27 protein-coding genes are annotated in these 24,267 nt (G+C 64.9%); 19 read left to right on the top strand and 8 right to left on the bottom strand.

Going from position 1 to position 24,267, the window contains the following annotated elements; all coding sequences use genetic code 11:
* Positions 1-211: 211 nt before the first annotated feature.
* Positions 212-1,099 (bottom strand): LysR substrate-binding domain-containing protein, encoded by an 888-nt coding sequence (locus CK220_RS30050; RefSeq protein WP_095814986.1) that lies wholly within the window; start codon positions 1,097-1,099, stop codon positions 212-214.
* A gap of 82 nt (positions 1,100-1,181) precedes the next feature.
* Here CK220_RS30050 and CK220_RS30055 point away from each other — a divergent pair, with 82 nt between their 5' ends.
* Entirely contained in the window at positions 1,182-2,771 is a 1,590-nt protein-coding gene (locus CK220_RS30055) for an amidohydrolase (RefSeq protein ID WP_176479262.1), read from the top strand.
* A 31-nt stretch (positions 2,772-2,802) separates the two neighbouring features.
* The gene (locus CK220_RS30060) at positions 2,803-3,735 is read left to right on the top strand and encodes a dimethylarginine dimethylaminohydrolase family protein (RefSeq protein ID WP_095814987.1); all 933 of its coding nucleotides are present in this window, start codon (positions 2,803-2,805) and stop codon (positions 3,733-3,735) included.
* A 58-nt stretch (positions 3,736-3,793) separates the two neighbouring features.
* Here the strand turns inward: CK220_RS30060 and CK220_RS30065 are convergent, their stop codons facing one another.
* Complete coding sequence (locus tag CK220_RS30065) at positions 3,794-4,123, bottom strand: hypothetical protein (RefSeq protein WP_095814988.1); 330 nt, start codon at positions 4,121-4,123, stop codon at positions 3,794-3,796.
* Positions 4,124-4,361: 238 nt separating this feature from the next.
* Between CK220_RS30065 and CK220_RS30070 the strand changes: the two genes are divergently transcribed.
* The 5 genes from CK220_RS30070 to CK220_RS30090 all read left to right on the top strand — a co-directional run bounded on the left by CK220_RS30070 (position 4,362) and on the right by CK220_RS30090 (position 7,540).
* A complete protein-coding gene (locus CK220_RS30070) occupies positions 4,362-5,801 on the top strand; it encodes an FAD-binding oxidoreductase (protein WP_095814989.1) in 1,440 nt (479 codons plus the stop codon).
* Between the two features lie 321 nt (positions 5,802-6,122).
* Positions 6,123-6,383, top strand: coding sequence for a hypothetical protein (locus CK220_RS30075; protein WP_141245263.1), 261 nt, complete (start codon positions 6,123-6,125; stop codon positions 6,381-6,383).
* A gap of 3 nt (positions 6,384-6,386) precedes the next feature.
* On the top strand, positions 6,387-6,647 hold the full coding sequence (locus CK220_RS30080) for a hypothetical protein (protein ID WP_141245264.1): 261 nt from the start codon (positions 6,387-6,389) through the stop codon (positions 6,645-6,647).
* A 121-nt stretch (positions 6,648-6,768) separates the two neighbouring features.
* Positions 6,769-7,248, top strand: coding sequence for a class I SAM-dependent methyltransferase (locus tag CK220_RS30085; RefSeq protein WP_095814992.1), 480 nt, complete (start codon positions 6,769-6,771; stop codon positions 7,246-7,248).
* A gap of 73 nt (positions 7,249-7,321) precedes the next feature.
* Positions 7,322-7,540, top strand: a complete 219-nt coding sequence (locus CK220_RS30090) for a hypothetical protein (RefSeq protein WP_095814993.1) — start codon at positions 7,322-7,324, stop codon at positions 7,538-7,540.
* Here the strand turns inward: CK220_RS30090 and CK220_RS30095 are convergent.
* The 3 genes from CK220_RS30095 to CK220_RS32195 all read right to left on the bottom strand — a co-directional run bounded on the left by CK220_RS30095 (position 7,537) and on the right by CK220_RS32195 (position 9,285).
* Complete coding sequence (locus tag CK220_RS30095; protein WP_095815014.1) at positions 7,537-8,241, bottom strand: SOS response-associated peptidase; 705 nt, start codon at positions 8,239-8,241, stop codon at positions 7,537-7,539. The genes CK220_RS30090 and CK220_RS30095 overlap by 4 nt on opposite strands.
* A 105-nt stretch (positions 8,242-8,346) precedes the next feature.
* A complete protein-coding gene (locus CK220_RS30100) occupies positions 8,347-8,565 on the bottom strand; it encodes a hypothetical protein (RefSeq protein WP_095814994.1) in 219 nt (72 codons plus the stop codon).
* 573 nt (positions 8,566-9,138) lie between these two features.
* Positions 9,139-9,285, bottom strand: a complete 147-nt coding sequence (locus CK220_RS32195; RefSeq protein ID WP_095814995.1) for a hypothetical protein — start codon at positions 9,283-9,285, stop codon at positions 9,139-9,141.
* Positions 9,286-9,520: 235 nt separating this feature from the next.
* Between CK220_RS32195 and CK220_RS32200 the strand changes: the two genes are divergently transcribed.
* The 7 genes from CK220_RS32200 to CK220_RS30135 all read left to right on the top strand — a co-directional run bounded on the left by CK220_RS32200 (position 9,521) and on the right by CK220_RS30135 (position 17,605).
* Complete coding sequence (locus CK220_RS32200) at positions 9,521-9,679, top strand: hypothetical protein (RefSeq protein ID WP_176479263.1); 159 nt, start codon at positions 9,521-9,523, stop codon at positions 9,677-9,679.
* 238 nt (positions 9,680-9,917) lie between these two features.
* Entirely contained in the window at positions 9,918-10,985 is a 1,068-nt protein-coding gene (locus tag CK220_RS30110; protein ID WP_095814996.1) for a type III polyketide synthase, read from the top strand.
* On the top strand, positions 10,982-11,716 hold the full coding sequence (locus CK220_RS30115; protein ID WP_095814997.1) for a methyltransferase domain-containing protein: 735 nt from the start codon (positions 10,982-10,984) through the stop codon (positions 11,714-11,716). The genes CK220_RS30110 and CK220_RS30115 overlap by 4 nt, the downstream gene beginning before the upstream one ends.
* Positions 11,713-12,966 carry an NAD(P)/FAD-dependent oxidoreductase gene (locus CK220_RS30120; protein ID WP_095814998.1) on the top strand — a complete coding sequence of 418 codons (1,254 nt, stop codon included), beginning with the start codon at positions 11,713-11,715 and terminating at the stop codon, positions 12,964-12,966. Before CK220_RS30115 ends, CK220_RS30120 begins: the two co-directional genes overlap by 4 nt.
* A gap of 402 nt (positions 12,967-13,368) precedes the next feature.
* A complete protein-coding gene (locus CK220_RS30125; protein ID WP_245429465.1) occupies positions 13,369-13,848 on the top strand; it encodes a DUF2231 domain-containing protein in 480 nt (159 codons plus the stop codon).
* Between the two features lie 555 nt (positions 13,849-14,403).
* A complete protein-coding gene (locus tag CK220_RS32895) occupies positions 14,404-16,077 on the top strand; it encodes a tlde1 domain-containing protein (RefSeq protein ID WP_095814999.1) in 1,674 nt (557 codons plus the stop codon).
* Positions 16,078-16,363: 286 nt separating this feature from the next.
* Positions 16,364-17,605, top strand: a complete 1,242-nt coding sequence (locus CK220_RS30135) for a glycosyltransferase (RefSeq protein WP_095815000.1) — start codon at positions 16,364-16,366, stop codon at positions 17,603-17,605.
* 2 nt (positions 17,606-17,607) lie between these two features.
* Here CK220_RS30135 and CK220_RS30140 read toward each other — a convergent pair whose 3' ends face one another.
* Positions 17,608-18,363 (bottom strand): DUF4239 domain-containing protein, encoded by a 756-nt coding sequence (locus CK220_RS30140; RefSeq protein ID WP_095815001.1) that lies wholly within the window; start codon positions 18,361-18,363, stop codon positions 17,608-17,610.
* Positions 18,364-18,579: 216 nt separating this feature from the next.
* Between CK220_RS30140 and CK220_RS30145 the strand changes: the two genes are divergently transcribed.
* The 4 genes from CK220_RS30145 (at position 18,580) to CK220_RS30160 (ending at position 22,119) form a co-directional block, all read left to right on the top strand.
* Positions 18,580-19,365: a ThuA domain-containing protein gene (locus tag CK220_RS30145; RefSeq protein ID WP_095815016.1), complete on the top strand. Its 786-nt coding sequence runs from the start codon at positions 18,580-18,582 to the stop codon at positions 19,363-19,365.
* Between the two features lie 90 nt (positions 19,366-19,455).
* A complete protein-coding gene (locus CK220_RS30150; RefSeq protein ID WP_095815002.1) occupies positions 19,456-20,514 on the top strand; it encodes a Gfo/Idh/MocA family oxidoreductase in 1,059 nt (352 codons plus the stop codon).
* Between the two features lie 130 nt (positions 20,515-20,644).
* The gene (gene add, locus CK220_RS30155) at positions 20,645-21,637 is read left to right on the top strand and encodes an adenosine deaminase (protein ID WP_095815003.1); all 993 of its coding nucleotides are present in this window, start codon (positions 20,645-20,647) and stop codon (positions 21,635-21,637) included.
* A gap of 80 nt (positions 21,638-21,717) precedes the next feature.
* On the top strand, positions 21,718-22,119 hold the full coding sequence (locus CK220_RS30160) for a GFA family protein (RefSeq protein ID WP_095815004.1): 402 nt from the start codon (positions 21,718-21,720) through the stop codon (positions 22,117-22,119).
* A gap of 44 nt (positions 22,120-22,163) precedes the next feature.
* On the opposite strand, the gene CK220_RS30165 is transcribed toward CK220_RS30160, so the two are convergent.
* Both CK220_RS30165 and CK220_RS30170 read right to left on the bottom strand, forming a co-directional pair.
* Positions 22,164-22,886, bottom strand: coding sequence for a 3-keto-5-aminohexanoate cleavage protein (locus CK220_RS30165; RefSeq protein WP_095815005.1), 723 nt, complete (start codon positions 22,884-22,886; stop codon positions 22,164-22,166).
* Between the two features lie 132 nt (positions 22,887-23,018).
* On the bottom strand, positions 23,019-23,435 hold the full coding sequence (locus CK220_RS30170) for a helix-turn-helix domain-containing protein (protein WP_095815006.1): 417 nt from the start codon (positions 23,433-23,435) through the stop codon (positions 23,019-23,021).
* Positions 23,436-23,540: 105 nt separating this feature from the next.
* On the opposite strand from CK220_RS30170, the gene CK220_RS30175 reads away from it, so the two are divergent.
* Positions 23,541-24,146: a dihydrofolate reductase family protein gene (locus CK220_RS30175; protein WP_095815017.1), complete on the top strand. Its 606-nt coding sequence runs from the start codon at positions 23,541-23,543 to the stop codon at positions 24,144-24,146.
* Positions 24,147-24,267: the final 121 nt, after the last annotated feature.

Raw genomic sequence — 24,267 nt, forward strand, 5'->3', positions numbered from 1 at the left:
CAAGGAAGCTCCTGGTCGTCCTCAATGCCATCATTCGCGACAAGACTGCATTTGCGTGAACACAGTTGCCATGCCGTCGCCTACGAGCGTTACAATGGTCCAGAATCGTCACCCGCCGCACCCTTGGGCCAACGTCACGGCAAGGATCCTCGGACTTGACCCGGTCAAGCCCGAGGATGACGACCGGAGAGGGCGGCGGCCCTCAATCCGCCTAAAGCCTGTTCTCCAACAGCTTCGCCCGCAGCCAGTCGCTGAAGGCATTGAGCACCGGGTGCCCCGCCTTGGCATGCTCGAAGACCAGATAGTAGGAGCGCGGCGAGGGCACAGTCGCTTCGAACGGCTTGACCAGCCGGCCCTCGCTCAGCGCCCGGCGGCCGGTCAGCTCGTCTCCCATGGCGATGCCCTGGCCGGCGATTGCCGCCGAGAAGACGAGATTCATGTCGGAAAAGAAGATGCCGCCTTCGGTGTCGGGATTTTCCACCTTGGACAGCGCCAGCCAGCGCGCCCAGTCCTCGGTGTCGCTGAGATGCAGCAGGTTGGCGCGCAGCACGTCGGCGGGTTTGGAAAAGCCGCCGACCTTGTTGAGCAGCGTCGGGCTGCAGAGCGGGGTGAAGGAGACCTCGCAAAGCAGCTCCACCGCCCGGTTCGGCCAGTTGCCGACGCCGAAGGCGATGAAGGCGTCGGCCTCCGGATTGCTGACATCGTCGAGCCGCCGCGGCGTCAGCACCGAGAGCGCGACGTCCGGATACATCTGCTGGAACTCGCCGATATGGGTGCACAGGAACATCGAGGCGAAGCCCGGCGGACAGGAGATGCCGAAGGAGCCGCCGACGCCGGCGCCGCTGTTCTGCGTCCCCGCGTCGCCGAGCACGGTCAGCGCTTTCCTGACATCGGCGGCGTAGCGCTGGCCGCGCGGCGTGAGCGCGACACCCTTGCCGATGCGCTGCAAAAGCTCGAAGCCGAGGTCGCGCTCGAGCAGCCTCAATTGATGCGAGACGGCGCTGCGGGTGAGGTGGAGTTCGTCGGCGGCGCGCCAGACGCTGCCGTGACGAGCGAAGCTGTCGAGGGCGCGCAGCGCCTGCGTGGATGGTATGCGCAAGAGGCCTCAGGTGAACCGAATTTGCACGAGCCGGGAAAACATATCACTTTTTGAAGAGCCGCTTCACTGCTTTCTTTGCGGCATGGAGAAACCGGTGACGACATCAGCGCAGGAAACGGCACTGGCCTGCATCGACGGCATCCAGCCGCTCCTGTCGGCCTGGACGCGCACCATCTTCGACTTCGGCGAGACCGCCTGGCGCGAGTACCAGTCCGCCGCCTGGTATGTCGACCGACTGAAGCGCGAGGGCTTTTCGGTGGAAGAGGGCTCGGGCGGCATGCCGACCGCCTTCTGCGCCCATTGGACGAATGGCGACGGACCGACCATCGGCATGTATGCCGAATACGACGCGGTGCCCGGCAACTGCCAGGATGCCGTGACGATCAAGCAACCGCGGGCGGGGCTCAGCGTCGAGGCCGGCGGCCACACCGATCCGCATTCGGGCCTCGGCATCGGCAGCCTCGGCGGGCTGCTCGCCGCCAAGGCCGCGATGCAGCAGCATGGCATTCAAGGCACGCTGCGCTTCACTGGCGAGCCGGCAGAGAAGGTGAGGGGCTCGAAGCCGATCCATGCCGCCAGGGGCTATTATGACGGGCTTGCCGGCATGATCTCTTTCCATCCCTTCTACATGCTGCCGCTCTGCAACACGGCGCGCTGGGACACGCATTGCGGCGCGGCCTATGCGATGATCTACCGATTCATCTGCGACGAGCCTCAGAACTGGGGCCGCGCGGCTGGCGATGCGGCGCCCATCCCGCAGGCGCATTCCGCGGTCAGGGCGCCTGGCGCCAACGATGCTCTGATGATGATGTACATGGCTTCCAAGGCGCTGCGCGATTCCATGCTGACGCACCAGGGCGGCTGGTCGATCAGCGAGGCGATCCTGACCGCGGGCCAGGCGACCGCCGACAATCTGCCGGCGGGTCTTGCCGAGATCCAGTACATGATCCGTGCGCCGACCATCGCCATGGCCGAGCAGGCGACCGCCGTGCTCGACCGCAACGCTGAAGCCGCCGCCAGGATGAGCGGCTGCCGCTACGAGCGCTACTGGGTGTCCAAGTCGCGCCCGGGACTGGCCAGCCACGCCATGGCCGGCATCACCTATGAAGCGCTCTCGACCGTCGGTCCGCCACAGTGGAACGAAGAGGCGAGGGCGATCGCCCGCGAGGTCCAGGTCAATGCTGGCGGCGAGCCGACCGAGAATCCGTTCATCGACGAGCTGGAGCGCCTTATCACGCCGCAGGAGGCCGAGGCGATCCTGCGGCGCGACCTGCCGCCCTCCCAGGTGAACTCGACCTCGGACGACTATACCGACATGAGCTGGCACGCGCCGACATCGCGCTTCTACGTCGCCCGCCCGGCGTTGCGTTCCGCCAACGGCCACGCCTATCCCGCCTGGGTGATGAATGCGTTGGGCGGCCTCCCCGCCACCATCGACCCGATGGTGACCTGCGCCTCCAAGACCGTCGCGCTCACCGCGCTTCGCCTGCTGGAAGACAAGGCCGCGCGCGATGCCGCCATGGACGAATTCGTCAAGCGAACCGGAGGCGGCGTCGGCGGCTCGAACTGGATCGCTCCGCTTTGCGACTACGAGCCGCCGATAAACTTCCGCTGGCCTGAATATGTCACCACGCCGCGCGGGCGCGACTGGTGGATACCGAGCAGCCAATGATCTCAAGCAGACCGACCACGAGGAGAAGCCCATGACCGTCCATGATCGCATCGTCGCCGAGCCGTTCTCGCTGCAACGCCGCAACCCCAACGGCGGGACGAAGCCGCTCACCGCCTGGGGCTTCGCCAACGAGACCGATGTGCTGACCGACGTGCTGCTCGGCTCGCCCAATTTCCTTCGCCATCTCTCGACCAGCTCGCTGTCGAGGAAGCATCTGCGCGAGGCGCCCTGCAACATCCAGATCGCCCAGGCGCAGCACAAGGACCTCGTCGCCGCTTACGAGCATTTCGGCGTCACCATCCACTGGCACGAGCCGACGCCGGAACTGCCGATGCAGGTCTATTCGCGCGACTCCAGCGTCATGACGCCCTACGGCGCCTTCATCACCGCCATGGCCAACTGGTGGCGGCGCGGCGAGAACTACGCCGCGATCCGCACCTATGAAAAGCTCGGCATCCCGATCTACGACATGGTGACCGCCGGCACTTTCGAAGGCGGCGACTTCAACGTCATCGAGGACGGCGTGGTGCTGATCGGCTGCGGCGCCGCGCGAACGCAGGAGGAGGGCGCGCGCCAGGTGCAGGCCTGGTTCGACAAGGAAGGCTGGGAGACCCGCATCGCCTTCATCGACGAGTACTACGTCCACATCGACCTGATGGTGGTGCCGATCGCTGAAAAGCTCACAGCGGTCTGCCTTGCCTGCACCGAACCCGGCATCGTCGACTGGCTGAAGGGCAAGGGCCACGAGATCATCGATGTGCCCTTCCAGGACACGATGGCGCTCGGCTGCAACTTCATGTCGCTCGGCAAGGACAGGGTGATCGCGCCGACCTCGAGTAAGAGCCTCATCGGCCAGCTCAAGGCGCGCGGCTTCGAGGTCGCGGCCGTCGACATGAGCGAGATCTCCAAGACCGGCGGCGGCATTCACTGCATGGCGCAGGCGCTGAAGCGGGTTAAGGCGTAGGCGCGCGGCGGCAGGGGGCGCACGTCGGCTTCTGCGGGCCCGCTCGCCGGCGCGCAGGCTATGCTGCGCCGGTCCACTCGGCGTATCGTCTGAGCCCCATGCCCGCGAATAGCATGACCATCATGATTGTGAAGAAGAAGGCCAGGCCGAGGTAGAAGAAATTCGCTATTGGCGAAATCTTGACATACCGCACCTGCTGGAAGGGCACCCCGCTCGGCTTTGTCGCCGCCAATCCGAGCCAGAAGAAGAAGGTCAGGACAACGAGCACGCCGATATAGGGATCCATCCAGTCGGGCACCCTGACGAAACCAAAATTGAATGCAAACGCCGGGTTCCAAGACAACAGCAGCACCGACGACGTCGAGCAGGTAAACATCAGGTATTTCATGCAGCTTTCCCCTCTAGCCTAGCTGTATTCGCTTCGATGTATAGTTTGTGCTGATTGAAGAATTCTTATGTCGATCCGTCACAAATTTCTTGCTGGCGCGCCGCACTGGACCTGCAGATGGCCTGAGCAAGTCACTCGGATGGCGGGCCCCGCTGCCCGCGAAAACTTGCGCGATGGCGAACATGAGCGCACACTAAAATTCCGGGGAGGATTTCACCAACAAGATCGGGAGGAATTCATGAATGCCATGAGCTTTGTCACCCTTGAAGGTGGCAAGACGACCGTCGATGCCGCGGAGCTCGAAGCACTGTCGGCACGGATTCGCGGCACGGTGTTGCGGGAAGGTGATGCCGCCTATGACGGGGTCCGCGGCATCTGGAATGGCATGATCGACCGCCGGCCTGGACTGATCGTGTGTTGCGTCGGCGCCTCCGACGTCGTCACGGCCGTGAACTTCGCCAGGGAGAACAGGCTTCTCGTTTCGGTGCGCGGCGGCGGTCACAACATTGCGGGCAGTGCTGTCTGCGACGGCGGCCTGATGATCGATCTGTCGCCGATGAAATCGGTACGCGTCGATGTCGGCTCGAAGCGGGCATGGGTCGGACCCGGCGCCACGCTTGCCGATGTCGACCGGGAGACGCAGGCCTTTGGACTTGCCGTGCCAACCGGCATCAACTCGACCACCGGCATTGCCGGCCTGACGCTGGGCGGCGGCTTCGGCTGGATCACCCGCAAATTCGGCCTGACCATCGACAGTCTCGTCTCCTGCGACGTGGTCACAGCCGACGGCAAGCTGCTGCGCGCCAGCCAGAGCGAGAACCCCGACCTGTTCTGGGCACTGCGCGGCGGCGGCGGCAATTTCGGGATTGTCACGGCGTTCGAGTTCCAGCTCCACGAGTTCGGTCCGCAAGTGCTGTCGGGGCTTGTCGTCCATCCCTTCGCCGATGCCGGCAAGGTGCTGCCCGAATATCGTGCGGCGCTGGAAGCAGCACCCGATGAACTGACCTGCTGGGTGGTCATGCGGCAGGCGCCGCCGCTGCCCTTCCTGCCGGCTGAATGGCACGGCAAGGAAGTGCTGGTTCTGGCCATGTGCTATTGCGGCGACATCCAGGCCGGCGAACAGGCGACGCGCCAGCTTCGCGCCATCGGCAGGCCGATCGCGGACGTCGTCGGTGTCAATCCCTTCACAGGCTGGCAGCAGGCCTTTGATCCGCTGCTTGCGCCCGGCGCCCGCAACTACTGGAAGAGCCACGACTTCACCGAGCTTTCCGACAGCGCGATCGACGTCATCACGGGGGCGATATCGCGGCTGCCAGGTCCCGAATGCGAAATATTCGTCGGCCATGTCGGCGGCGTCGCGGGCCGCGTCAACGCAGACGCGACGGCTTTTCCGCAGCGCAGCTCGCATTTCGTCATGAACGTCCACGCCCGCTGGCGCGAAGCGGCAATGGACAATGCCTGCATCGACTGGGCTCGCGGTATCTACGAGGCCTCGAGGCCCTATGCCGCCGGCACCGCCTATGTGAACTTCATGCCGGAGGACGAGGTTGACCGGGTCGAAGCGGCTTATGGCGGCAACTATCGCAAGCTGCTGGAGATCAAGCAGCGCTACGACCCGCAGAACCTGTTCCGCATGAACCAGAACCTGCGTCCGAAGGAAGGGCTGAGGGCCGCCTGAGGCCGGACGTCTTTCGCGACGGCGCGGTCAGCCGCGCCGTCGACCTGAAATCGAGATAGAGCATGATATCGTGCGAAAACCGCTTCACGCTTTTCGGCATCATGCCCTTGTGCTCGGCGATGAGGCGCTCGGCGATCGCCTGCAGCGCGGCTTCCCGACAGCTGTCCAGCCTGACGATGTGCTCATGGCGGTTGCTCCCTGGCTCCATTTGCATGTGAACAAAAAGGGAACAAAATTGTCAAGGGCGAATTGACTCGCCGAGGAATGGGTTCCTATTTTGTCGAAGATGGGTCGGTTGCTCAGGATTCACGGAGAGCCGCGTTGGGCAGACGGAAAAGCCGCTATGACAGATTGTTCCGGTCGGACGCGGAGGCGATCATTCGCGATGCGCTGGAGCTGCGCCAGGCCGTGCTGGCGGCGCAGCTCAACCTCAAGACCAATGGCGAAATGTACTGGCGGCTCCACGGATTGGTGGAGAGGCTGCATGAGGTGATGGCCGCGGTGGCGGGGAGGGACCTCGACTTCCGTGCCGCCTGGCTCGGCCTTCTACCGCTGGCTGAGGATTATTCAGACCGGACATGACAAATGGCCGGACCCATGGACAGCGTCGGCCGGGCGGCCAAGGCCAACATGCTGCTCATCGTCGAATGCCGCCACTGCTACCACGTCGGCCGCTTCAAGGCGAACGACGTGGCCAAGGTGGTGGGCTGGAACAAGCCGCTCGAGGCCATCCGCTTCCGCTGCAAACGCTGCGGCCGCAAGGATACGGAGGTCAAGACGCAGTTCATCGACCAGGACCATCCGCCCAAGGGCTATATCTGGGTGCTGCAGAAGGCGAGGGGATAGCAGCTATCACTCAACAGGCGGGCTATTTCTGAGACCTGGTTTTGCCGCGTTCGGGATCGACGGTGTGCCTGGCCGAAGCTACAGTGGCGGCCCTCGACACTCGAGCCTGCCCGGAGCGCCCATGGACAGCCGCCTCGACCGGATGATCGCCCGCCTCACCACCCAGCGCCGGGCGCTGGAGCGGGCGGCCGAGGAGACCCGGGGCTTGCCCGGCCCGGTGCTGGAGATCGGTCTGGGCAAGGGCCGCACCTACAGCCATCTGCGCAAGCTGTTCCCGGACCGCCGGATCATTGCCTTCGACCGCGACCTGCACGCTCCGGCCGATGCGGCGCCGGCCGGCGCCGACCTCGTGCTGGGCGATTTCCGCGAAACGCTGTCCGCCTTGTCCGGCTGCGCGCCCGCAGCGCTGGCCCATGCCGATTTCGGCAGCGAGGACCGCGCCCGCGACATCGCCCAGGCCGGCTGGCTGGCGGCGCTGATCGATGCGTTGATGGCACCGGGCGGACTGGTGGTCAGCGACCGGGCGATGCAGTCGCCGCGCTGGACCGCCTTGCCCTTCGACACGCCGGACTGGCCCTATTTCCTCTGGCGCGTGAACTAGCCGCCACCACAGCTCGATTGACATCCAGCATCCGTTTCCGCGCGGCTTCGTCGGTCGGGCGGCCAAGGCCAACATGCTGCACATCGTCGAATGCCGCCACTGCTACCACGCCGGCCGCTTCAAGGCGAACGACGTGGCCAAGGTGGTCGGCTGGGACAAGCCGCTCGAAACGATCCGCTTCCGCTGCAAGCGCTGCGGCCGCAAGGATACGGAGGTCAAGACCCAGTTCATCGACCGGGATCACACCTTCAAGGGCTATTTTTGGGTGCTGCAGAATGCGAGGAGCTACTAGAACAACGATCCCTGCGCCGGCGGTTCCGCCGGAAACTTGATCTGCGTCGCCGGCTTGTCCACGATCACCAGCGCGTCGTCCGGCGCCGGCCGCTGCAGCGTCTTCGCCTCCGACCATGGCGCTGTCAGCCACCGCTCGGTCTCCTCCTCAGTGGTCAGGATCACCGGCATCGCTTTCGCGTGGATTGGCGCGATCAAGGCGTTCGGCCTGGTCGTGAGGAAGCCGTAGAGCTCGTGGTCGCCCGGACCTTCCTTCACCTTGCGCACGCCCTGCCAGGGCGTCCACAGGCCGGCGAAGAAGAACAGCGGGCGGTCCTCGCCGAGCGCCAACCAGAAATTCTTCTGCACGCCGGTTTCAGGATCCTTGTCGCCGGGCTTTGGCGAGGGTTCGGCAAAGCTTGTCACCGGCACCAGGCAGCGGTTCTCGACGCCGAGATGGGGCAGCCAGTGGGCGTATTGGGGGTTGCGGATGTTGGTCGTGCCGGGATCGGCATTGCCGCGCACACGTTCTTGCGGCGTCGGCATGCCCCAGCGCAGCCGGGCAAGCTCGCGGCTGCCGTCGGTGGCATTGCGCACCACCGGTGCGGCCTGGTTGGGATAGATGTCGACCGAAGGTTCGAGATTGCCCGAAATGTCGCGCAGCGCCCGCGTCCACTGGCGGATCGCTTCCTGGCTGGTCGTGATGTTGTAAAGATTGCACATCGGCAGCATTTCCCCGTCCCGCCGATTGTTCCCGCATTTTCCGCGCAGCGCAAACTGGTTGTCGATAGGCAGACACAAGCCACACGAATTGAGGATATCGGGCGCTCAGCGTCTGTGCCGGCCGCGCCGCTTTATCTCGACCGGCTCCGCGGCCGGCGGCTCGCCCGGCAGGCCCAGCCGGTGGCGTTCCTCCTCGGCGAAGGCTTCGGCTTCCGCGTGGATGTTGAACAACTGATGGGCCAGCCGGCCGCCTTCGACGACGCGCACCAGCCATTGGCCGTTGATGAATTTTACGCGGACACTGTCTGGTTCGCCTGCCACCATGTGCAGCTCCAGCTCGTCGCCCCAAGAATTGCATCCTCGAACAGCAATAGGATTTAACGCACGAAGGGTCGCCGCAAGCAACCGCTTATTGTCCTCATCGGAAGAATAGTTACAAGGCACGAGCACACTTGATGTCGAAAATACAGATTTCCGGTAAGGGCCGTTCAAAATGGATAAAATCCAGACGGTGAAACCTTGAGGGGCGCCTTAGGTAGAATTGGACTTCGATGCGGCGCACGGTCCGCGCAACGATACGGCGGCGCGAGCGCCTTAGAGCGATTGTGAGGGCGTACATGTCCAGCGCGGCAGTGGCGCTAAGCGGACCGGATCGGTGCTGTGGAGGGCTTGCTTGCGAGACGGCCCGGCAGCCTGGGGGGGTGTTTTGGGTTCGGCGGCCGGGCCTGACCGGAGTTTGCGAGCCTGCCGGCTACTTCGAACATGCGCTTGTACTAATGCAAGGGCAAGAACGACCTAGGCCCTAGGACCAAAGCAGTGGGAGGGGCCCAAACGGCCGAATACGACCGGCGGCCCGCGCGAGGCTCCGGCCCGCCTCCATCGAAAATTGGCTGAGGATCAAAAACCGAAGAACTGCTTGCCGACGAGATAGCCCAGCGCCACGACCACCAGCGGGAACAGCGCCGGCGCGATCCTGCCGAATGGCGAGGATTTTATCTCCCCCGCAGGGGCGTTGGGCTTGGCGTTGCCGAGGTTCTTGGTCATAGGTCCGTTGCCGGAATTCGTTACAGGGTGACCAATATTAGAAATCGCTGATTAATTTTCTCACAATTCGATCGATGCAATTTGCAGCTATCGCCGGTAGTCGCCATTCGCCCCGCCGGGTGCGCCTCCCGTTTCCTTGCCGATACCGCCAAATGTCGGACCGGGCGAGCGTTATACGCGCTGGAGCTCGGAACCCTTGTCGCCTTCGTCAGGTTTATATGCGAGGCGAACCACCATGCTAGATAGACCGCCTGCCGAAAACCCGGGAAGGACCCTCGCCATCGTGCTGGCGGTCTGCCTCGTCATCATCGCCTTGTTCTTTGTCGGCTTCAGATATTCAGAGCGCGATCAGGGAGCCTTGGTCGTGCCCGGAACGGTGCAGGGCAGCAAATGACCGACCCGAAGTCCTTGCCTGCTGCTAGGGCGCGGAAAAGGCTGTAACGCTTTGATTTTGCCTATCATCCCTTTCGTACCTTTTAGGTTCGGGATCACACGCCAGGGAAGAAACAGGTTTTCCGAAACGTTTATCGAACAGGCAACGCTCAGCGCTTGGCGCCTGACAAAGCGCGCTCATGATCAAGGAACCCCTCCGGCAACAGCGCGCGTCGCGCCGCGGCCCAGGGAGACAGTACATGTCCGCTAACGCTTACATCAACCGGATCGCGACGGCGGTTCCGAAGCATGAAGTCCACCAGTTCTACCTGCGCTACGCGGCCTCCATGCTGGGCAGCGACCGCAGGAAAATATTCGAACGCATGGCCGGCCTTGCCGGCATCGAGCACCGATTCTCCTGCTTTGCACCGGCTCTCGACCCCGAAGGGCCGTCGGTCGATCTCGGCGAGACCTTCAAGCGCGGCGCGTTCCCCGGAACGGCCGCCAGAATGGCGATGTTCGCAGAGGCCGCACCGGCGCTGGCGCAACAGGGCGTCGACGGGCTGCATCTCGGCGCCGAGGCTTCGCGCATCACCCACCTGATCGTCACCACCTGCACCGGTTTCTCCGCGCCCGGCATCGACCTCGACCTGGTTCAGCGCTGCGGCCTGGCGAATGGCGTCGAACGCACGATGATCGGTTTCATGGGCTGCTACGCCGCGATCAACGGCCTCAAGCTTGCCCGCCACATCGTACGCTCCGATCCGCGAGCGAGGGTGCTGCTGGTCAACATCGAGATCTGCACTCTGCACATCAGGGAAACCACCGAACTGGAAAAGCTGCTGTGCTTCTGCCTCTGGGGCGACGGCTGCGCAGCGAGCCTCGTAACCGCCGAGTCGCCCGGCATCGAGCTCGACTCCTTCCGCTGCGCCGTCGCGAACGAGCAGCGCGAACTGATGACCTGGGATATCCGCGACCAGGGTTTCGACATGGTTCTTTCCGGCAAGGTGCCGGCCGCTGTCCAGGAAGCGCTGCGCGGCAACCAGGACTCGATCCTCGGAGGCCGGGCGCCGGAAGCGATCGACCTCTGGGCTGTGCATCCCGGCGGACGCAGCATTCTCGACGCCGTCGAAAGGGCGTTTCAACTCGAGCCCGCCGCGCTAGAGCCGTCGCGCGAGGTGCTGCGCCAATATGGCAACCTGTCGTCGCCGACCGTCATGTTCGTGATGGAGAAGATGCTGAAGGAGCCGGGCGGGCTGCTCGGCTGCGGCATGTCGTTCGGGCCCGGGCTGACGGCGGAGACCATGCTGTTCAGGACCGTCTCATGAATGCGCTCGCTGAACGCAGCCTCGTTCCGGAAATCCTGGACGGGCTCGCGGCGGACGATGCGCGGGCGATCCGCTCGCGCCGCGATCTCGCCCGCATCAACGCGCTGATGTTCCAGGCGCCGATTATGGCCTCGCTCATGCGAAAATTCTTGCCGAGGCCGCCCAGCCGCATCCTGGAGGTCGGCGCCGGCGACGGCACCTTCATGCTCAAGGTGGCGCGGCGCATGGCAAGGGATTGGCGCGAGGTGGAACTGACGATGCTCGATCGCGTCCGCCTCGCCACGCCGAAGCTCGCGGCGGATTTCGCCGGGCTGGGATGGAAGCTCGAAACCATCACCGCCGATGTCTTCGATTGGGCGGAGAGGGGGAATGGCAGGGCCTTCGACGCGATCACGGTCAACCTGTTCCTGCATCATTTCGACGATGCTGCACTGCTGCGCCTGTTCTCGCTTTTGCGGCCCAAGGCGCCGCTTATCCTGGCGACGGAACCGCTGCGGGCGGGCTTTGCACTGGTCGCCGCCCGGCTGCTGCCGGCAATCGGCGTCAACGACGTGACGCGACATGATGCGGTTGAAAGCGTGCGCGCCGGCTTTCGCGGCCACGAGCTTTCCGACCTCTGGGCCGCCGCCGGCGGCAGGCCGCTCGAGGAACGGCGCGCAGGGCCTCTCTCCCAGGTCTTTATCGGGTCGGCGGGGATTCAGGTCGGGGATGCGCTTGAGGATGCGCCATGAAGCGCGCATCCACCCACGATGCGATCATCATCGGCGCCGGCCCGGCGGGCACGTCGGCGGCGGTGGCGCTCGCCCGGCGCGGATGGGCTGTCGCGGTCGTGGAGAAGAGCGCGTTTCCGCGCCGCAAGGTGTGCGGCGAATACATCTCGGCCAGTAACCTCGCGCTCCTTGACCGGCTTGGCATCGGCGACGCCTGGCGCGGCGAGGCCGGTCCCGAAATCCGCCGGGTCGGCCTCTTTTCCGGCGACGCGAGCATCGAGGCGCCGATGCCGGGCGCACGATCCGGTCCCGCGGCGAAAGATGGCTTCGGCCGCGCGCTCGGGCGCGACATATTGGACACTCTGCTGCTCGATGCGGCCCGCTCGGCTGGCGCTGAAGTGTTCCAGCCCTGCCGTGCCGTGGCCATCGAACGCGATGGCGACCGCCAGACGGTGCGGATCCAGGCCACAAGCGACAGTTCCGGCCACGAGGCGGTGATCCTGCGGGCGCCGGTGATCGTCGCTGCCCACGGTTCGTGGGAGCCGGGGCCGCTGCCGAGCCAGCTCGGGAAGAAAAGCCGGCCATCGGACCTGCTCGGGTTCAAGGCGCATTTCACCGGGTCGGCGCTGCCGCCCCATCTGATGCCGCTGCTCACCTTTCCCGGCGGCTATGGCGGCATGGTGCTCGCCGACCATGGCCGCATGTCGATCTCGTGCTGCATAAGGCGCGACATGCTCACCCGGCTGCGCGGCAGCCTTGCCCGCGAACGCGGCGGCCATATTCCGGCGGCCGAAACCATCGAGCGTCACATCACGGCGACATGCCGGGGGGCGCGGGACGCGCTGGCGGATGCCCACCTCGACGGTCCGTGGCTTGCCGCCGGGCCGATCCGGCCGGGCATCCGCGCAGGCTACGAAGCAGACATCTTCCGCGTCGGCAATGTCGCCGGCGAGTCGCATCCGATCATCGCCGAGGGAATATCGATGGCGCTTCAGTCCGGCTGGCTTCTGGCTCAGGAGCTCGGCGAGGCGGCGAGCGGGCAGGCGGGACGGGAAGCGGCCGGCAAACGCTACGAGGCGGCCTGGCGAGGATTATTCTCGACGCGGGTCCTAGCCGCCGAAGCCCTCGCTCGGCTAGCCCTTGGCCCCGGCGGCGCCGCCTTGATGGAAGCGGTCGTTCGCAATTTTCCACGGACGCTCACCTTTGGGGCGCGGCTCAGCGGCAAGACGAAACCTGTCCCCGGTTTGGCCGATGCGCGCCTGGCTCGATAAGTTGGCCTAGAGTTCAGCCACGATGATGTGCGCCTGAATTTTGGCGGCGACCTCGCCGCTCCCGTGCCTGTCCGCAATCACCGCCGATCTTGCACAAAGAGCGGCGTCCTTCTCGACGGCTCCGTCCTGGAAACCGCCGCGGGCGCCGGGGTTGGCACCCGGGCCGTCAGTTCGATCACGCGCGAGACTAGCACATAATCGTTCAGCTCGTTTTCGAGTCGAGCCCACACTGGCATATGCGCCTATATCGGTGCGTGAATTCCGTTCGCGCAGCACAGCCGGGTTACGGAACATTCCGGCGCAACCGGAGGTTGCATATATCCGGCTTTCTGCCGCCGAGCCCTTGATGGGTTGTGATGTGGTCTGAGGGCGGCGCTCGCCACGCCTCGAGGAGGCTCTACGATGGCCCAGCACACGATCCCCCGCAATCCGCACAGCACGGCAAGCATTGCCGGCCATCCTGTCCATGCAATGCTGATACCGTTCCCGATCGCCTTCTTCGTCGCGACCTTCGTTTGCGACCTTATCTTCTGGAGAACCGGCAATCCGGGCTGGGTCACCGCTACGCTCTGGCTGCTGGGGGCAGGTCTGATCATGGCCGTGCTGGCGGCTCTTGCGGGCTTGACCGATGTCCTGGGCGACACCCAGATCCGCAATCTCCAGGACGCATGGCTTCACGCCGGCGGCAACGTGGTCGTCGTTCTGATCGAACTCTACAACTGGTACTCGCGATATGCCCAAGCGGAGGCAGCGGTGGTGCCGGTCGGCCTTGTCCTGTCGCTGATCGTTGTCCTCATCCTTCTGTTCACCGGCTGGAAGGGCTGGGGGATGGTCTATCGACATCACGTCGGCGTTGCCGACGGCCCGGACCAAATGCGCTGAATGTGCCCCGTTTGCTGATCTTTGAACCAGCTCCATTTTCGGTAGAAGATACCTAAAAACAAACAGTTGGATCGGGTAAGCGATTCAAAGATTGAACAGCTCCAGGGCGGCCCTGCGACGTTGGCCGACCTTGATTTTCGGGCGCGGCGAAGGCTGTCTTGCTGCATCGGGGTTGGCGTTGCGATCTACCGCCCTGGAAGAGATGTCGCAGTTGGTCACGCTAGACTCTTCCTGCCGTTTTTTAACCTCAATCCGTCCTTAGCTGGCGATCGCCCGAAAGGGGTAGCACCTTCGGGCTTGCTTGACTCGGCCCGCAAAAACGGGCAGCAAAGCGGCTGAGGGAGAGCATTTTTACCGTGGCGAAGACCATGGAGGGCTCTTTTTTCGTATGGACCGTCGCCACAATGGCGATTGGTGGAGGGATTGGTTAACCATCTTTGTCCATCTTTTGAATCAATCGGCAACAGACGCGTGAAGGTGCAGGGGGCACCAGGCGAACTGTGATCGTGACGGGTGCCAGGTCCGCAAACCGGCATGCCGATTGAGAGTGGTCGTATGGCGTTTTTGCGTTTGAAGAACCGGGGTGACGCTCCTGAAGAGGGGGTAACTTCGAAGAAATCTGGCGGTCATCGTTGGGTTGTGGTGCCGGCTGTCGGCGCCGCTCTGGCCCTGTGGTCGCTCGCGACCATGGCCGGCCTCTATTCCGTGAGTACCTCGCTCACCGCCGCCTCAAACGGATTGCCGCAGAGCCTGCTTGCGCCGCGCAGCATTGCGCTTGGCGACCAGCGCCGCAAGGTCGCCAATGCCTGGGCGCCTCGCCTTGCCGCGAACGGCGCCTCCAAGACGGGCTCGCTCACCCGCGGCTGCGATGCCGGCTGCATCAGGCTCGCAGCCAGCTTTGCGAGTTCCACGCCAAACCCCTCCAGCCTGGTGGACGACGGCAAGGCCGCGCGGCTGAAACCGGCACCCGATAGCGTATCGCATGAGAGGGTTGTCGCGGCTTCCGCCGCGGACGTAGCCGACCGTTTCGACAGCGTCATAAAGCGCGCCGGGCTTTCGCCGCAGAAACTGGCCGATGCCTTCCGGCGCGCCGAGAGCGCCCCGATCCTGCTGGCGAGCTTGCCGTCGGCAAGCCGCTTCGGCGGCGCGGCCGACAGCGGTTCGGCCCAGACTGGCCTGGCCTTGAGCGGCCCGGCCGAGTCACGCTTCGGCGGAAATCAGGTCGACGTGCAGCGCGCGTCCGAACTGGCGCTGGCGCTTGCCAATGTCATGCCCGAAGAGACGGTCGACGTGGCGACCGCCGTCGCGCTCGCCAACGGCGACGCGCCCGAGATGACGGCCGGCGCTTCCGGCGACGACGGACAAGCCGAAGTGCAGGTCGCTTCGCTGCCGCCGAACGATGATTTGCCCGACAGCATCGCCGTGCCTGGTTTGCGGCCGCGCACCGCCCTCGGGCGCGCGACGGAAGCGCCTGAACAGAATGCCGCGAGGAAGCCGGAACCGGTCAAGCCGCAAGTGGCCCAACCGACAAAGCCGCAAGCCGCCAAACCGGAGGCAGCCAAACCGGAGGCTGCCAAGCCGCAGCCCGCCGCCGTCGATACGGCGGGAGGCCCGCAGTCGCCGCGCTCGTTCAGGAGCTCCGAACAGGCGCTTCCGGGCGTGCAGGGCTCGAAGCCGATCGATGCCTCGCCAGCCAAGCGCGGCAAGGCGCAAGCCTCCGAGGCGCTCGCCTACGCCAGGCCGGACACGCCTGAGCGTGGCAACCTCGGCAACGCCTTCAGGAAGCTTTTCAACGGCCCTTCGACCGGCAACGGCGTCGCCGTCTATGACATCTCGGCGGCGACGGTCTACATGCCCGATGGCTCCAAGCTGGAGGCGCATTCGGGGAAGGGCGCCATGGTCGACCAGCCGCGCTTCGCCAACCGCAAGAATTCCGGCCCGACGCCGCCCGACACCTACAATCTGTCGATGCGCGAATCGCGCTTCCACGGCGTCGAGGCCATCCGGCTGACGCCGACCAGCGGCAGGAACAAGTATAACCGCAACGGCCTGCTCGCCCACACCTATCTGCTGCGCGGCGCCCCAGCCCAATCTAGCGGCTGCGTGGCCTTCAAGGACTATGGCCGCTTCCTCGCTGCCTTCAAGAAGGGCAAGATCAAGCGCCTGGTCGTCGTGCCGCGTCTGAGCGGGTCGCCCACCCAGGTCGCCCAGGAAGGCCGCCAGGGCTGATCAAGCCGGCGGCCTCAGCCTGCGCCGCCGCCTTTCATCTTTTCCTATCGTCATGACCGCGCTTGCGGCCGACTGCAAAGCTCGGGTTGACCGCGAGCGATCACTGCGAAGCGGCGGAGACGTCGCAAGGCGCCGGCGGGAAAGTCTAAATCGACGGGATTGATGAGACGGCAAGGATATCTGCCCCTCCCAGGATGTAGATATGGCGCACCCCGGGCTTGCGGCAAGCCCCCGGCAATGCCGTATGTACGCTGCCCTTGGCCTCAGTTTAGGAAAGGGAGTTTGCATGCGGATTTTGTTGTCGACCTACGGTTCGCGCGGCGACGTCGAGCCGGTAGTGGCGCTGGGCGAGCGGCTCAAGGCGCTCGGCGCCGAGGTGCGGGTGAGTGTTCCCGGCGATGAGGAATTTGCCGCGCTGTGCGCCCGTGCCGGTGTGGAGCTGGTGCCGGCCTTCTCCCCGGTGCGCGAATGGGTAAAGGAGATGACGCGGCGCAGGGCATCGGACTCGCCGAAGAACGTGGCTGCGCTCATCTCCGGCCAGGCGGCCGAGATCGCCGCCAGGCAATACGATACGCTCATGGCGGCCGCCGAAGGCTGCGATGCCGTGGTGGCCTGCGGCCTGTTTCCGTCCTGTGCCGCCGCGCGGCTGGTCGCCGGGCAGCGGCACATGCACTACATGCTTGCCACCTTCTGCCCGATCTGGCTGCCGTCGGCGCACAACCGGCCGCATGAATATCCGGGACATCCGCTTCCAGCCGGCGTGACCGACAACCGGCTGCTGTGGGAGACGGATATAGCGACCAAGAACGCGCTGTTCGGCGAAGCGATCAACAGCCAGCGCGCATCGCTCGGATTGCCTGCGGTGGAGAATGTCCGCGACTATGTCTACGGCGATCCGGTCCTGCTCGCCTGCGACCCAACGCTCGGGCCGTGGCTGTCCTCGGACCTGACCGATGCCAGGCAGACCGGCGCCTGGATCTTGCCCGACGAGCGGCCGCTGCCCGACGGGCTGGAGACGTTCCTTCAGGCCGGCCCGCCGCCCGTCTATGTCGGTTTCGGCTCCATTGCGGTGGCTAAGGAGGCCGGCCGCGCGGCCATTGAGGCGGTCCGCGCCAGCGGCCGACGCACGGTGATCGCGCGTGGCTGGGCCGAGCTCGGCCTTGCCGACGACCGGGACGATTGCTTCGCCGTCGGCGACGTCAACCAGCAGGCGCTGTTTGGCCGCGTGGCCGCCGTCGTCCATCACGGCGGCGCCGGAACGACCGTCGCCGCCGCGCGGGCAGGAGCGCCGCAGCTGGTGGTGCCGCAGATCGGCGACCAGCCATACTGGGCGCGGCGGGTGGCCGAGCTCGGCATCGGCGCCGCTCATGACGGCCCGGCGCCGACAGCGGTGTCATTGTCGGCGGCGCTGGAGACGGCGCTGGCGCCCGAAACCCGCATCCGCGCGAGCGCGCTTGCCCGTCTGGTCCGCGCCGACGGCGCGGCGGTGGCGGCGAAGCTTTTGATCGAGATGTTCGGTCGGACTTGACCTCACTGCGTCAGTTCCGCCAGCGCCCTTTGCAGGGGCGCCGGCGAGACCTGGATCGGGCCGGAGAAGGGGCTGTCCATGTCGATGATCAGATAGATTGCCGCGGCCACCAGCGCTCCGGACATGAGGCACGTGAAGATGATGGTTCCGTTGCACGGCGCCCGGAAACCGAAGCTTGCGAAGATCAGCGTCAGCCAGGCGACGAGCAGCGCGATCAGCGGCGCCGGGATGGCGCCCTCGGACTGCTCGGCCAGGATCCAGCGCTGCCCGATCACCTTCTGCAGCTGCTGTGTCGCCGCCTGTTGCGCGGCGGTCTGCTTGGCATCGGTGGGCGTCAATCCGCCCACGATATCGCCGACCTGATTGAGCAGCAGTTCCGACAGCCTGTTCGGGACGACGGTCGTGTCGCTGTCGGCGGTCGAGGTGTCGACGACGCGCTGCACATAGGCGGTGAGCGATTGCCGGGCGCCGTCCGTCTCCGGTCCATAATGTCGGAGCGTTCTGTCAAGCAGAATGAGGTCGGTGGCGAAGGTGTGGACGTTGCCGTTGATGGATTCGAACGTGTTCTTGGCCGAGTTGATCATCAGGCCGAGGACCAGCGAGGACATCACCATGAAGAGGTTCGCGGCGAGCCGCACCACCGCGCTGGTATCGTCGCCAAGATGGTGAGCAGGGAAGCGCTCATGCACCATCAGGCTGACCAGCGACGCCCCGGCCAGGCAAGCAAAGATCGCCGCCCCTATAAGCACTTCGCCCATAGCTGATATTGCGCACGGGAAAGGGTGGTTGCCAATTGGGTGGAGGCGGTTGAATCAAAGCGGAAGCATACAGGCGTATGTTGTTGTTCGCGAACGATGCTTCGGGCTGTGCGTCATGTGCAGCGAAGCGAAGGGCAAAAACCGCTTCCAATGCCGGCCGAAGACGCTATCTATTGCGCCGGGCGGCTCCACCCTCTCACCATCACGAGGCAATCCATGACAATTCGCGCTGTCGTCTGGGGCGAGAACATCCATGAGCGGACCAATGAGGTGGTCGCCGGCATCTATCCCGAAGGCATGCACACCACCATCGCCAACGCGCTCAACGCCGACAAGGCGATCTCCGCCTCGACCGCGACGCTGGAGCAGCCGGAGCATGGGCTGCCTGAATCCCGCCTCGCCGAGACCGACGTGCTCGTCTGGTGGGGTCACAAGGACCATGGCGCGGTGGCCGACGAGGTGGTCGAGCGCGTCGCACGCCGCGTCTTCGAAGGCATGGGGCTGATCGTGCTCCATTCCGGCCATTTCTCGAAGATCTTCAAACGGCTGATGGGCACGCCCTGCACGCTGAAATGGCGCGAGGCGGGCGAGCGCGAACGGCTCTGGGTGACGAGTCCCAGCCACCCGATCGCCGAAGGCATCGGCGAGTATTTCGAGCTCGAATACGAGGAGATGTATGGCGAGCAGTTCGCCGTGCCGGAGCCGCTGGAAACAGTCTTCATCTCCTGGTTCCAGGGCGGCGAGGTGTTCCGCTCAGGCCTTACCTACCGGCGCGGCGCCGGCAATGTCTTCTACTTCCGTCCTGGACACGAGACCTATCCGACCTATCACGACGCGACCGTGCACAAAGTGCTGCGCAACGCAGTGAACTGGGCGCACAACCCGCAGGGCAGGAACTCCGCCATTCTCAAAGCACCCAACGTGCCGGTGGCGAAGGCGCTGGAGCCAATCGTCGAACGCGGCGGCAAGCTGCATCCGCCCGGCGAGGCTGGTTTCCGCTAAAGCGTTTTCCGTCTGGGATTTGCGTAAAAACAACAGCTAGAGCGCCCGCGTCATATCATTGAATCGAACCAATTCCTCTGGAGGAGCAAAATGCGGCTTTTGATACTCGGTACCGGCTGGATGGCGCAGGAGCATGCACGCCGCTTCGGCACCATCGAAGGCGTCGACATCGTCGGTGCCGTCGATGTCGATCCGGCCCGCGTCGGCGAATACGCCGACGCCTACAAGATCCCGAAGCGCTTCACCTCGCTGGAGGCGGCGCTCGACTGGGGCGGTTTCGACGCGGTCGCCAATGTCACGCCCGACCGCATCCACCACCCGACCACCATGGCGCTGATCGCCGCCGGCAAGCCGGTGCTTTGCGAAAAGCCGCTGGCCGAAAATTTCGGCAAGGCAAGCGAGATGGCCGATGCGGCGGAAGCCGCCGGCGTCGTCAACATGGTCAACCTCACCTACCGTAATGTCGCTCCGCTGCAGAAGGCGCGGCAAATGGTGCAGGCCGGCGAGATCGGCACGGTGCGCCACGTCGAGGCCTCCTATCTGCAGAGCTGGCTCGTATCGAAATTCTGGGGCGACTGGCGAAGCGACCCCAAGTGGCTCTGGCGGCTCTCGCGCGGCCACGGTTCAAACGGCGTGCTCGGCGACGTGGGCATCCACATCCTCGACTTCGCCAGCTATGGCGCCGCCCTCGATATCGACCACGTATTCTGCCGGCTGCGCGCCTTCGACAAGGCGCCGGGCAACCGCATCGGCGACTACCAGCTCGACGCCAATGACAGCTTCGCCATGACGCTCGATTTCGCAAACGGCGCCTTCGGCGTGGTGCATGCCAGCCGTTGGGCGAGCGGCCATCTCAACGAGCTCAGGCTGCGCATCTATGGCGACAAGGGCGGCATCGAGGTGGTGCACAATCTCAACGGCTCGATGTTGAAGGGCTGCATCGGTGCCAATGTCGAGGACGCCAAGTGGGAAGAGCTCGACGCCGGCACCGTGCCGACCAACTACCAGCGCTTCGTGGAGGCGGTGAAAAGCGGCGTGCAGGCCGAGCCGAATTTCCGCCATGCCGCCGGTCTGCAGAAGGTGCTGGATCTGGCGGTGGTGTCGGACGAAAAGCGCGCCGAGCTGAGAGCCCACGCGGACACGCAGTGAGGCCGAAGCTGCTGATCCCCCCGCAAAGGAGGAGATTGACTGTCATGACACACAGATCTTTCAATCATTTCTTGAAGCCTCGACCTCGCCTTTCGTGATTTGATGCGGCCACAAAGCTCGGGAGGCTTCATTGACCGACTATATCGGGTTGCCGAAGGCCGAAGTGCACATTCATGTCGAGGGCTGCTTCGAGGCCGACGACGTGATCAGGAATTGCGAGGAGGCTGGCATTCCGCTGCGCGCGCCGCGCGACAGGCTCTTCGAGGCGCATGATCTAAAGAGCTTCCTCGAAATGCTCGACTGGCTGTGCGGCACGTTTCGCACGCGCGAGCAGCTGGCCGTCACCGCCTATAAATTTGCGCGGCGCATGGCCAAGAGCGGCGTGCGCTACGCCGATGTCATCGTCAACCCGACCCACTGGCCGCATTGGCAGCGGAACATCGCCGGGATGATCGACGCCTTCGATGCGGGATTCGCGGCGGCCGAGCAGGATGGATACCCGCCGGTCGGGCTCTGCATCAGCCTGCTGCGCACCCAGTCGGCCGAGGACGCCATCGAGCTGGTGGAATTGCTGAGCAGGATCAGGCACCCGCGCGTCGTGGCCCTTTCGATCGACGGCAACGAGGCGGCTGCCGGCCGCACCGGTCCGCGCTTCGCCGAGGCGTTCCGCCGCGCCGCCACTGCCGGATTGCGGCGCACCGTCCACGCCGGCGAGTCGAGCGGTCCCGAGGGCGTTCGCGACGCCATCGAACTGCTTGGCGCCGATCGCATCGACCATGGCGTGCGGGCGATCGAGGAGCCGGCTCTGGTCGACCTGCTCGCACAGAGGCGGATTCCGCTCGGCGTCTGCCCGATCTCCAACATCGCGCTCGGCGTCTATCCTTCGCTTGCCGAGCATCCGATCGATGCGCTGCGCAAAGCCGGCGTTGCCGTCTCCATCAACACCGACGATCCGGCGCTGCTCGGCACGACGCTCGAAGCCTCTTATGCCGCCTGCGCCGAGACCTTCGCCTGGGACAGTGAAACCATCCGTGAGCTCGCCGCGACATCGGTGCATGCAAGCTATGCCGACACGGCGGTGAAGGCGCGGATACTGGCGGATCTGACGGCCTGGCAGGGGTAGGCGACGCGCGGCCGGAAGGTGCTTTCGCCACGCCGCCGAACTGCATAAGGTGCCGGAACCGTCGGTTGAAAGGAGCCAGCATGGTCACGCGACGCGCCGAATGTTCCTGCGGCCAGCTGTCGGCCACCTGCGCGGGCGAGCCGGTGCGCATCTCGGTGTGTCATTGCCTCGACTGCAAGCGGCGCACAGGCAGCGCCTTCAGCTATAATGTGCGCTTTGCCGAGGCCGATGTGATGATAGAGGGGCGCGCGCTGCAGTTCACGCGCACCGGCGAGTTGGGCGGGCGAATAACCTACAGCTTCTGCCCGGATTGCGGGACCACGGTGCACTACCGCATCGACACGCAGCCCGGCCTTACTGCGATTCCGGTAGGGACGTTCGCGGACCCGTCATTCCCGCCGCCCTTCCAATCCTTCTACCACCGTAGCCGGCGCTGCGAATGGGTCGAGATAACCGCCAAGCCGCTGACGAAGTTCGGCTGAGTTTTGGGCTTGGGTCCTCCCCGCATTGCGGGGCGAGGAACCAGTCACGCCCTGCGATAAATCTTCAGCGCCGCCTCCACCAGCGCCGCATTCCCGTCCGCCACCGTCCCGTCAGGCAACTCCTTGCCATCCTCGAGCCCGACACGGGTCGAGAACTTCCGCGCCGCCGCCCGCTCTATGAAGGGCCACATGGTCGCGTTCTCGCCATGCAGCAGGATCGGGCGGTGAATGCCTTCGCGTTGCAGCAGCTTTTCAATGCCGTCGGCGACGGCAAGGGCCTCCTCCAGCGTCTGCTCGGAAATCTCGATCAGCACGCGCAGCACCCGGCGGCCATGATCGAGGCTGGCCAGCCTGAGCGCATCGCCGATCGAGGCCAGCCCGGCCTCGATGCCGACGCCGCGGTCGCGCAAGGCCTCCATTACTTCGGGCGCCGCCGCCTCGCTGAGGTTGACCGAGGCGTAATCGGGCAGCTCATGCCAGCCGGCGATGGCCGCAAGGGTGCGCCTGTCGTCCTTCTCGATCCAGGCGCCGGTCGAAACGCCGATCAGCGTGCCGGGGCAGGCGCGGCGCAGCGCCGTCACTGTCCGCTCCATCGCTTCCGGGGCAAGGCTTTCCTGTCGGTCGGCGCCGCGCGCATGCAGATGAAGTTCGGCGGCACCCGCCGCAACCGAGGCGGCGCCGTCGCGCGCCATGGCGTCCGGGTCGAGCGGCAGGGCAGGGTGGAAATCCGCGGCGCGGGCGCCGTTGATGCAGGCCTGGACGATCATGGCGGTCGATCCTGTTCAGGCGGAGTCTAGCGCAGGGGAGCATAGACTGGAAACGGAACCTGCTGACAGGCACTTATCGACGCCACGATCCGCAGAACTCGACTTTGGGCAATTGGTGGCGTTGGGAACGCCTTACCCCAAATGCTCCTTGCTCAAGCTCTTCTTCATCCGCTCCAGCGCCGGCTCGCCGCCTGCCGCAAGCTCCTTGGCAACCCGCGCCAAATCCTTATCCGCTTTTCGATATTTGCTGCCCCAGGCGCCAAGCGTGGCGAGTATCGGCAGCAGGTCGATGCCGGCCTCGGTCAGCCGGTAGATCGCTTTCAGCCTGTGGGTCGGGTCGTCGCTGCGGGTGAGGACGCCTTCGTCGACCAGGGTCTGCAGCCGCTCGGCGAGCGTGCGCGACGAGATGCCTTCGTCCGACTGCAGGAGCTCGCGAAAATGCCTTTTCCCGGCGAAGGCCAGGTCGCGGATGATGAGCAGCGTCCAGCGGTCGCCGATGAGCTCGAGCGACAGGCTGATCGGGCAGCCGGACCTTTCCTTGGTCGACATGAAATTGGTTCCGTTTTAAAAGCAATTTACAATTGACATCGTTCCTTGTGCGCGTCAAATGATTTCGAAATTAAACCATCTTTGGAGATGCGAGAGGACCGCGCAATGAAAAAGCTCATCCTGCAAATGCAGATGTCGGTCGACGGCTTCGTCGGCGCCGATGAAAACCGCCGTTGGCAGCTTTGGGAATGGGGCGACGAGAGCGACTGGGACGACGAACTCAAACGGGACTTCAATGCCGTGTTCGAAACCGTCGACACGATTCTGCTCAGCCGCAAGATGGCCGAGGAGGGCTACCTCAATCACTGGGGCAATGCGGCGAAGAAATTTCCGCAAGACCGCTTCTATGCCTTCGCGCAGCGTATCGTCGCAGCTGACAAGGTGGTGCTGAGCGACAGGCTGAAGGCGTCGCGGTGGGAGCGTACCAGGGTCGCGATGGGCGATCTGCCGCGCGAGATCAATGCGCTGAAGGCGGGCGAGGGCGGCAATATCGCCGTCTTCGGCGGCGCCGGTTTCGCCTCGGCGCTGATCGCCGCCGGGCTGGTCGACGAGTTCCAGCTTTTCATCAATCCGGCGGTGCTGGGCGCAGGCCTCCGCATCTTCGATCAGGGCGGCTTCGCCAGGCTGAAGCTCAACGGCTCGAAAGCTTATGCCTGCGGCATGGTGGTGAACCGCTACGCGCCGGCTAGAGCAATTCCAGGAACAGCGTGAAACCGTCCTCCGGTGCGGAAAAACGATGCGGCGGAGCGGTTGCCGTTTCCGTCAAACGGTGAACTGCTCCGGGCGACAAACCCGATCAATCCGGCAGCGCCCCGACTCAAGCGCTTGTTCG

Origin of the sequence: Mesorhizobium sp. WSM3860 (assembly GCF_002294995.1) — a bacterium.
Lineage (GTDB): Bacteria > Pseudomonadota > Alphaproteobacteria > Rhizobiales > Rhizobiaceae > Mesorhizobium.

Bases quoted from the DNA above. Each gene is read 5' to 3' on its own strand.
- CK220_RS30055 (WP_176479262.1), top strand. From the start codon at position 1,182: ATGGAGAAACCGGTGACGACATCAGCGCAGGAAACGGCACTGGCCTGC.
- CK220_RS30060 (WP_095814987.1), top strand. From the start codon at position 2,803: ATGACCGTCCATGATCGCATCGTCGCCGAGCCGTTCTCGCTGCAACGC.
- CK220_RS30065 (WP_095814988.1), bottom strand. From the start codon at position 4,123: ATGAAATACCTGATGTTTACCTGCTCGACGTCGTCGGTGCTGCTGTTG.
- CK220_RS30070 (WP_095814989.1), top strand. From the start codon at position 4,362: ATGAATGCCATGAGCTTTGTCACCCTTGAAGGTGGCAAGACGACCGTC.
- CK220_RS30080 (WP_141245264.1), top strand. From the start codon at position 6,387: ATGGCCGGACCCATGGACAGCGTCGGCCGGGCGGCCAAGGCCAACATG.
- CK220_RS30085 (WP_095814992.1), top strand. From the start codon at position 6,769: ATGGACAGCCGCCTCGACCGGATGATCGCCCGCCTCACCACCCAGCGC.
- CK220_RS30090 (WP_095814993.1), top strand. From the start codon at position 7,322: ATGCTGCACATCGTCGAATGCCGCCACTGCTACCACGCCGGCCGCTTC.
- CK220_RS30095 (WP_095815014.1), bottom strand. From the start codon at position 8,241: ATGTGCAATCTTTACAACATCACGACCAGCCAGGAAGCGATCCGCCAG.
- CK220_RS30100 (WP_095814994.1), bottom strand. From the start codon at position 8,565: ATGGTGGCAGGCGAACCAGACAGTGTCCGCGTAAAATTCATCAACGGC.
- CK220_RS32195 (WP_095814995.1), bottom strand. From the start codon at position 9,285: ATGACCAAGAACCTCGGCAACGCCAAGCCCAACGCCCCTGCGGGGGAG.
- CK220_RS32200 (WP_176479263.1), top strand. From the start codon at position 9,521: ATGCTAGATAGACCGCCTGCCGAAAACCCGGGAAGGACCCTCGCCATC.
- CK220_RS30110 (WP_095814996.1), top strand. From the start codon at position 9,918: ATGTCCGCTAACGCTTACATCAACCGGATCGCGACGGCGGTTCCGAAG.
- CK220_RS30115 (WP_095814997.1), top strand. From the start codon at position 10,982: ATGAATGCGCTCGCTGAACGCAGCCTCGTTCCGGAAATCCTGGACGGG.
- CK220_RS30120 (WP_095814998.1), top strand. From the start codon at position 11,713: ATGAAGCGCGCATCCACCCACGATGCGATCATCATCGGCGCCGGCCCG.
- CK220_RS30125 (WP_245429465.1), top strand. From the start codon at position 13,369: ATGGCCCAGCACACGATCCCCCGCAATCCGCACAGCACGGCAAGCATT.
- CK220_RS32895 (WP_095814999.1), top strand. From the start codon at position 14,404: ATGGCGTTTTTGCGTTTGAAGAACCGGGGTGACGCTCCTGAAGAGGGG.
- CK220_RS30135 (WP_095815000.1), top strand. From the start codon at position 16,364: ATGCGGATTTTGTTGTCGACCTACGGTTCGCGCGGCGACGTCGAGCCG.
- CK220_RS30140 (WP_095815001.1), bottom strand. From the start codon at position 18,363: ATGGGCGAAGTGCTTATAGGGGCGGCGATCTTTGCTTGCCTGGCCGGG.
- CK220_RS30145 (WP_095815016.1), top strand. From the start codon at position 18,580: ATGACAATTCGCGCTGTCGTCTGGGGCGAGAACATCCATGAGCGGACC.
- CK220_RS30150 (WP_095815002.1), top strand. From the start codon at position 19,456: ATGCGGCTTTTGATACTCGGTACCGGCTGGATGGCGCAGGAGCATGCA.
- CK220_RS30160 (WP_095815004.1), top strand. From the start codon at position 21,718: ATGGTCACGCGACGCGCCGAATGTTCCTGCGGCCAGCTGTCGGCCACC.
- CK220_RS30165 (WP_095815005.1), bottom strand. From the start codon at position 22,886: ATGATCGTCCAGGCCTGCATCAACGGCGCCCGCGCCGCGGATTTCCAC.
- CK220_RS30170 (WP_095815006.1), bottom strand. From the start codon at position 23,435: ATGTCGACCAAGGAAAGGTCCGGCTGCCCGATCAGCCTGTCGCTCGAG.
- CK220_RS30175 (WP_095815017.1), top strand. From the start codon at position 23,541: ATGAAAAAGCTCATCCTGCAAATGCAGATGTCGGTCGACGGCTTCGTC.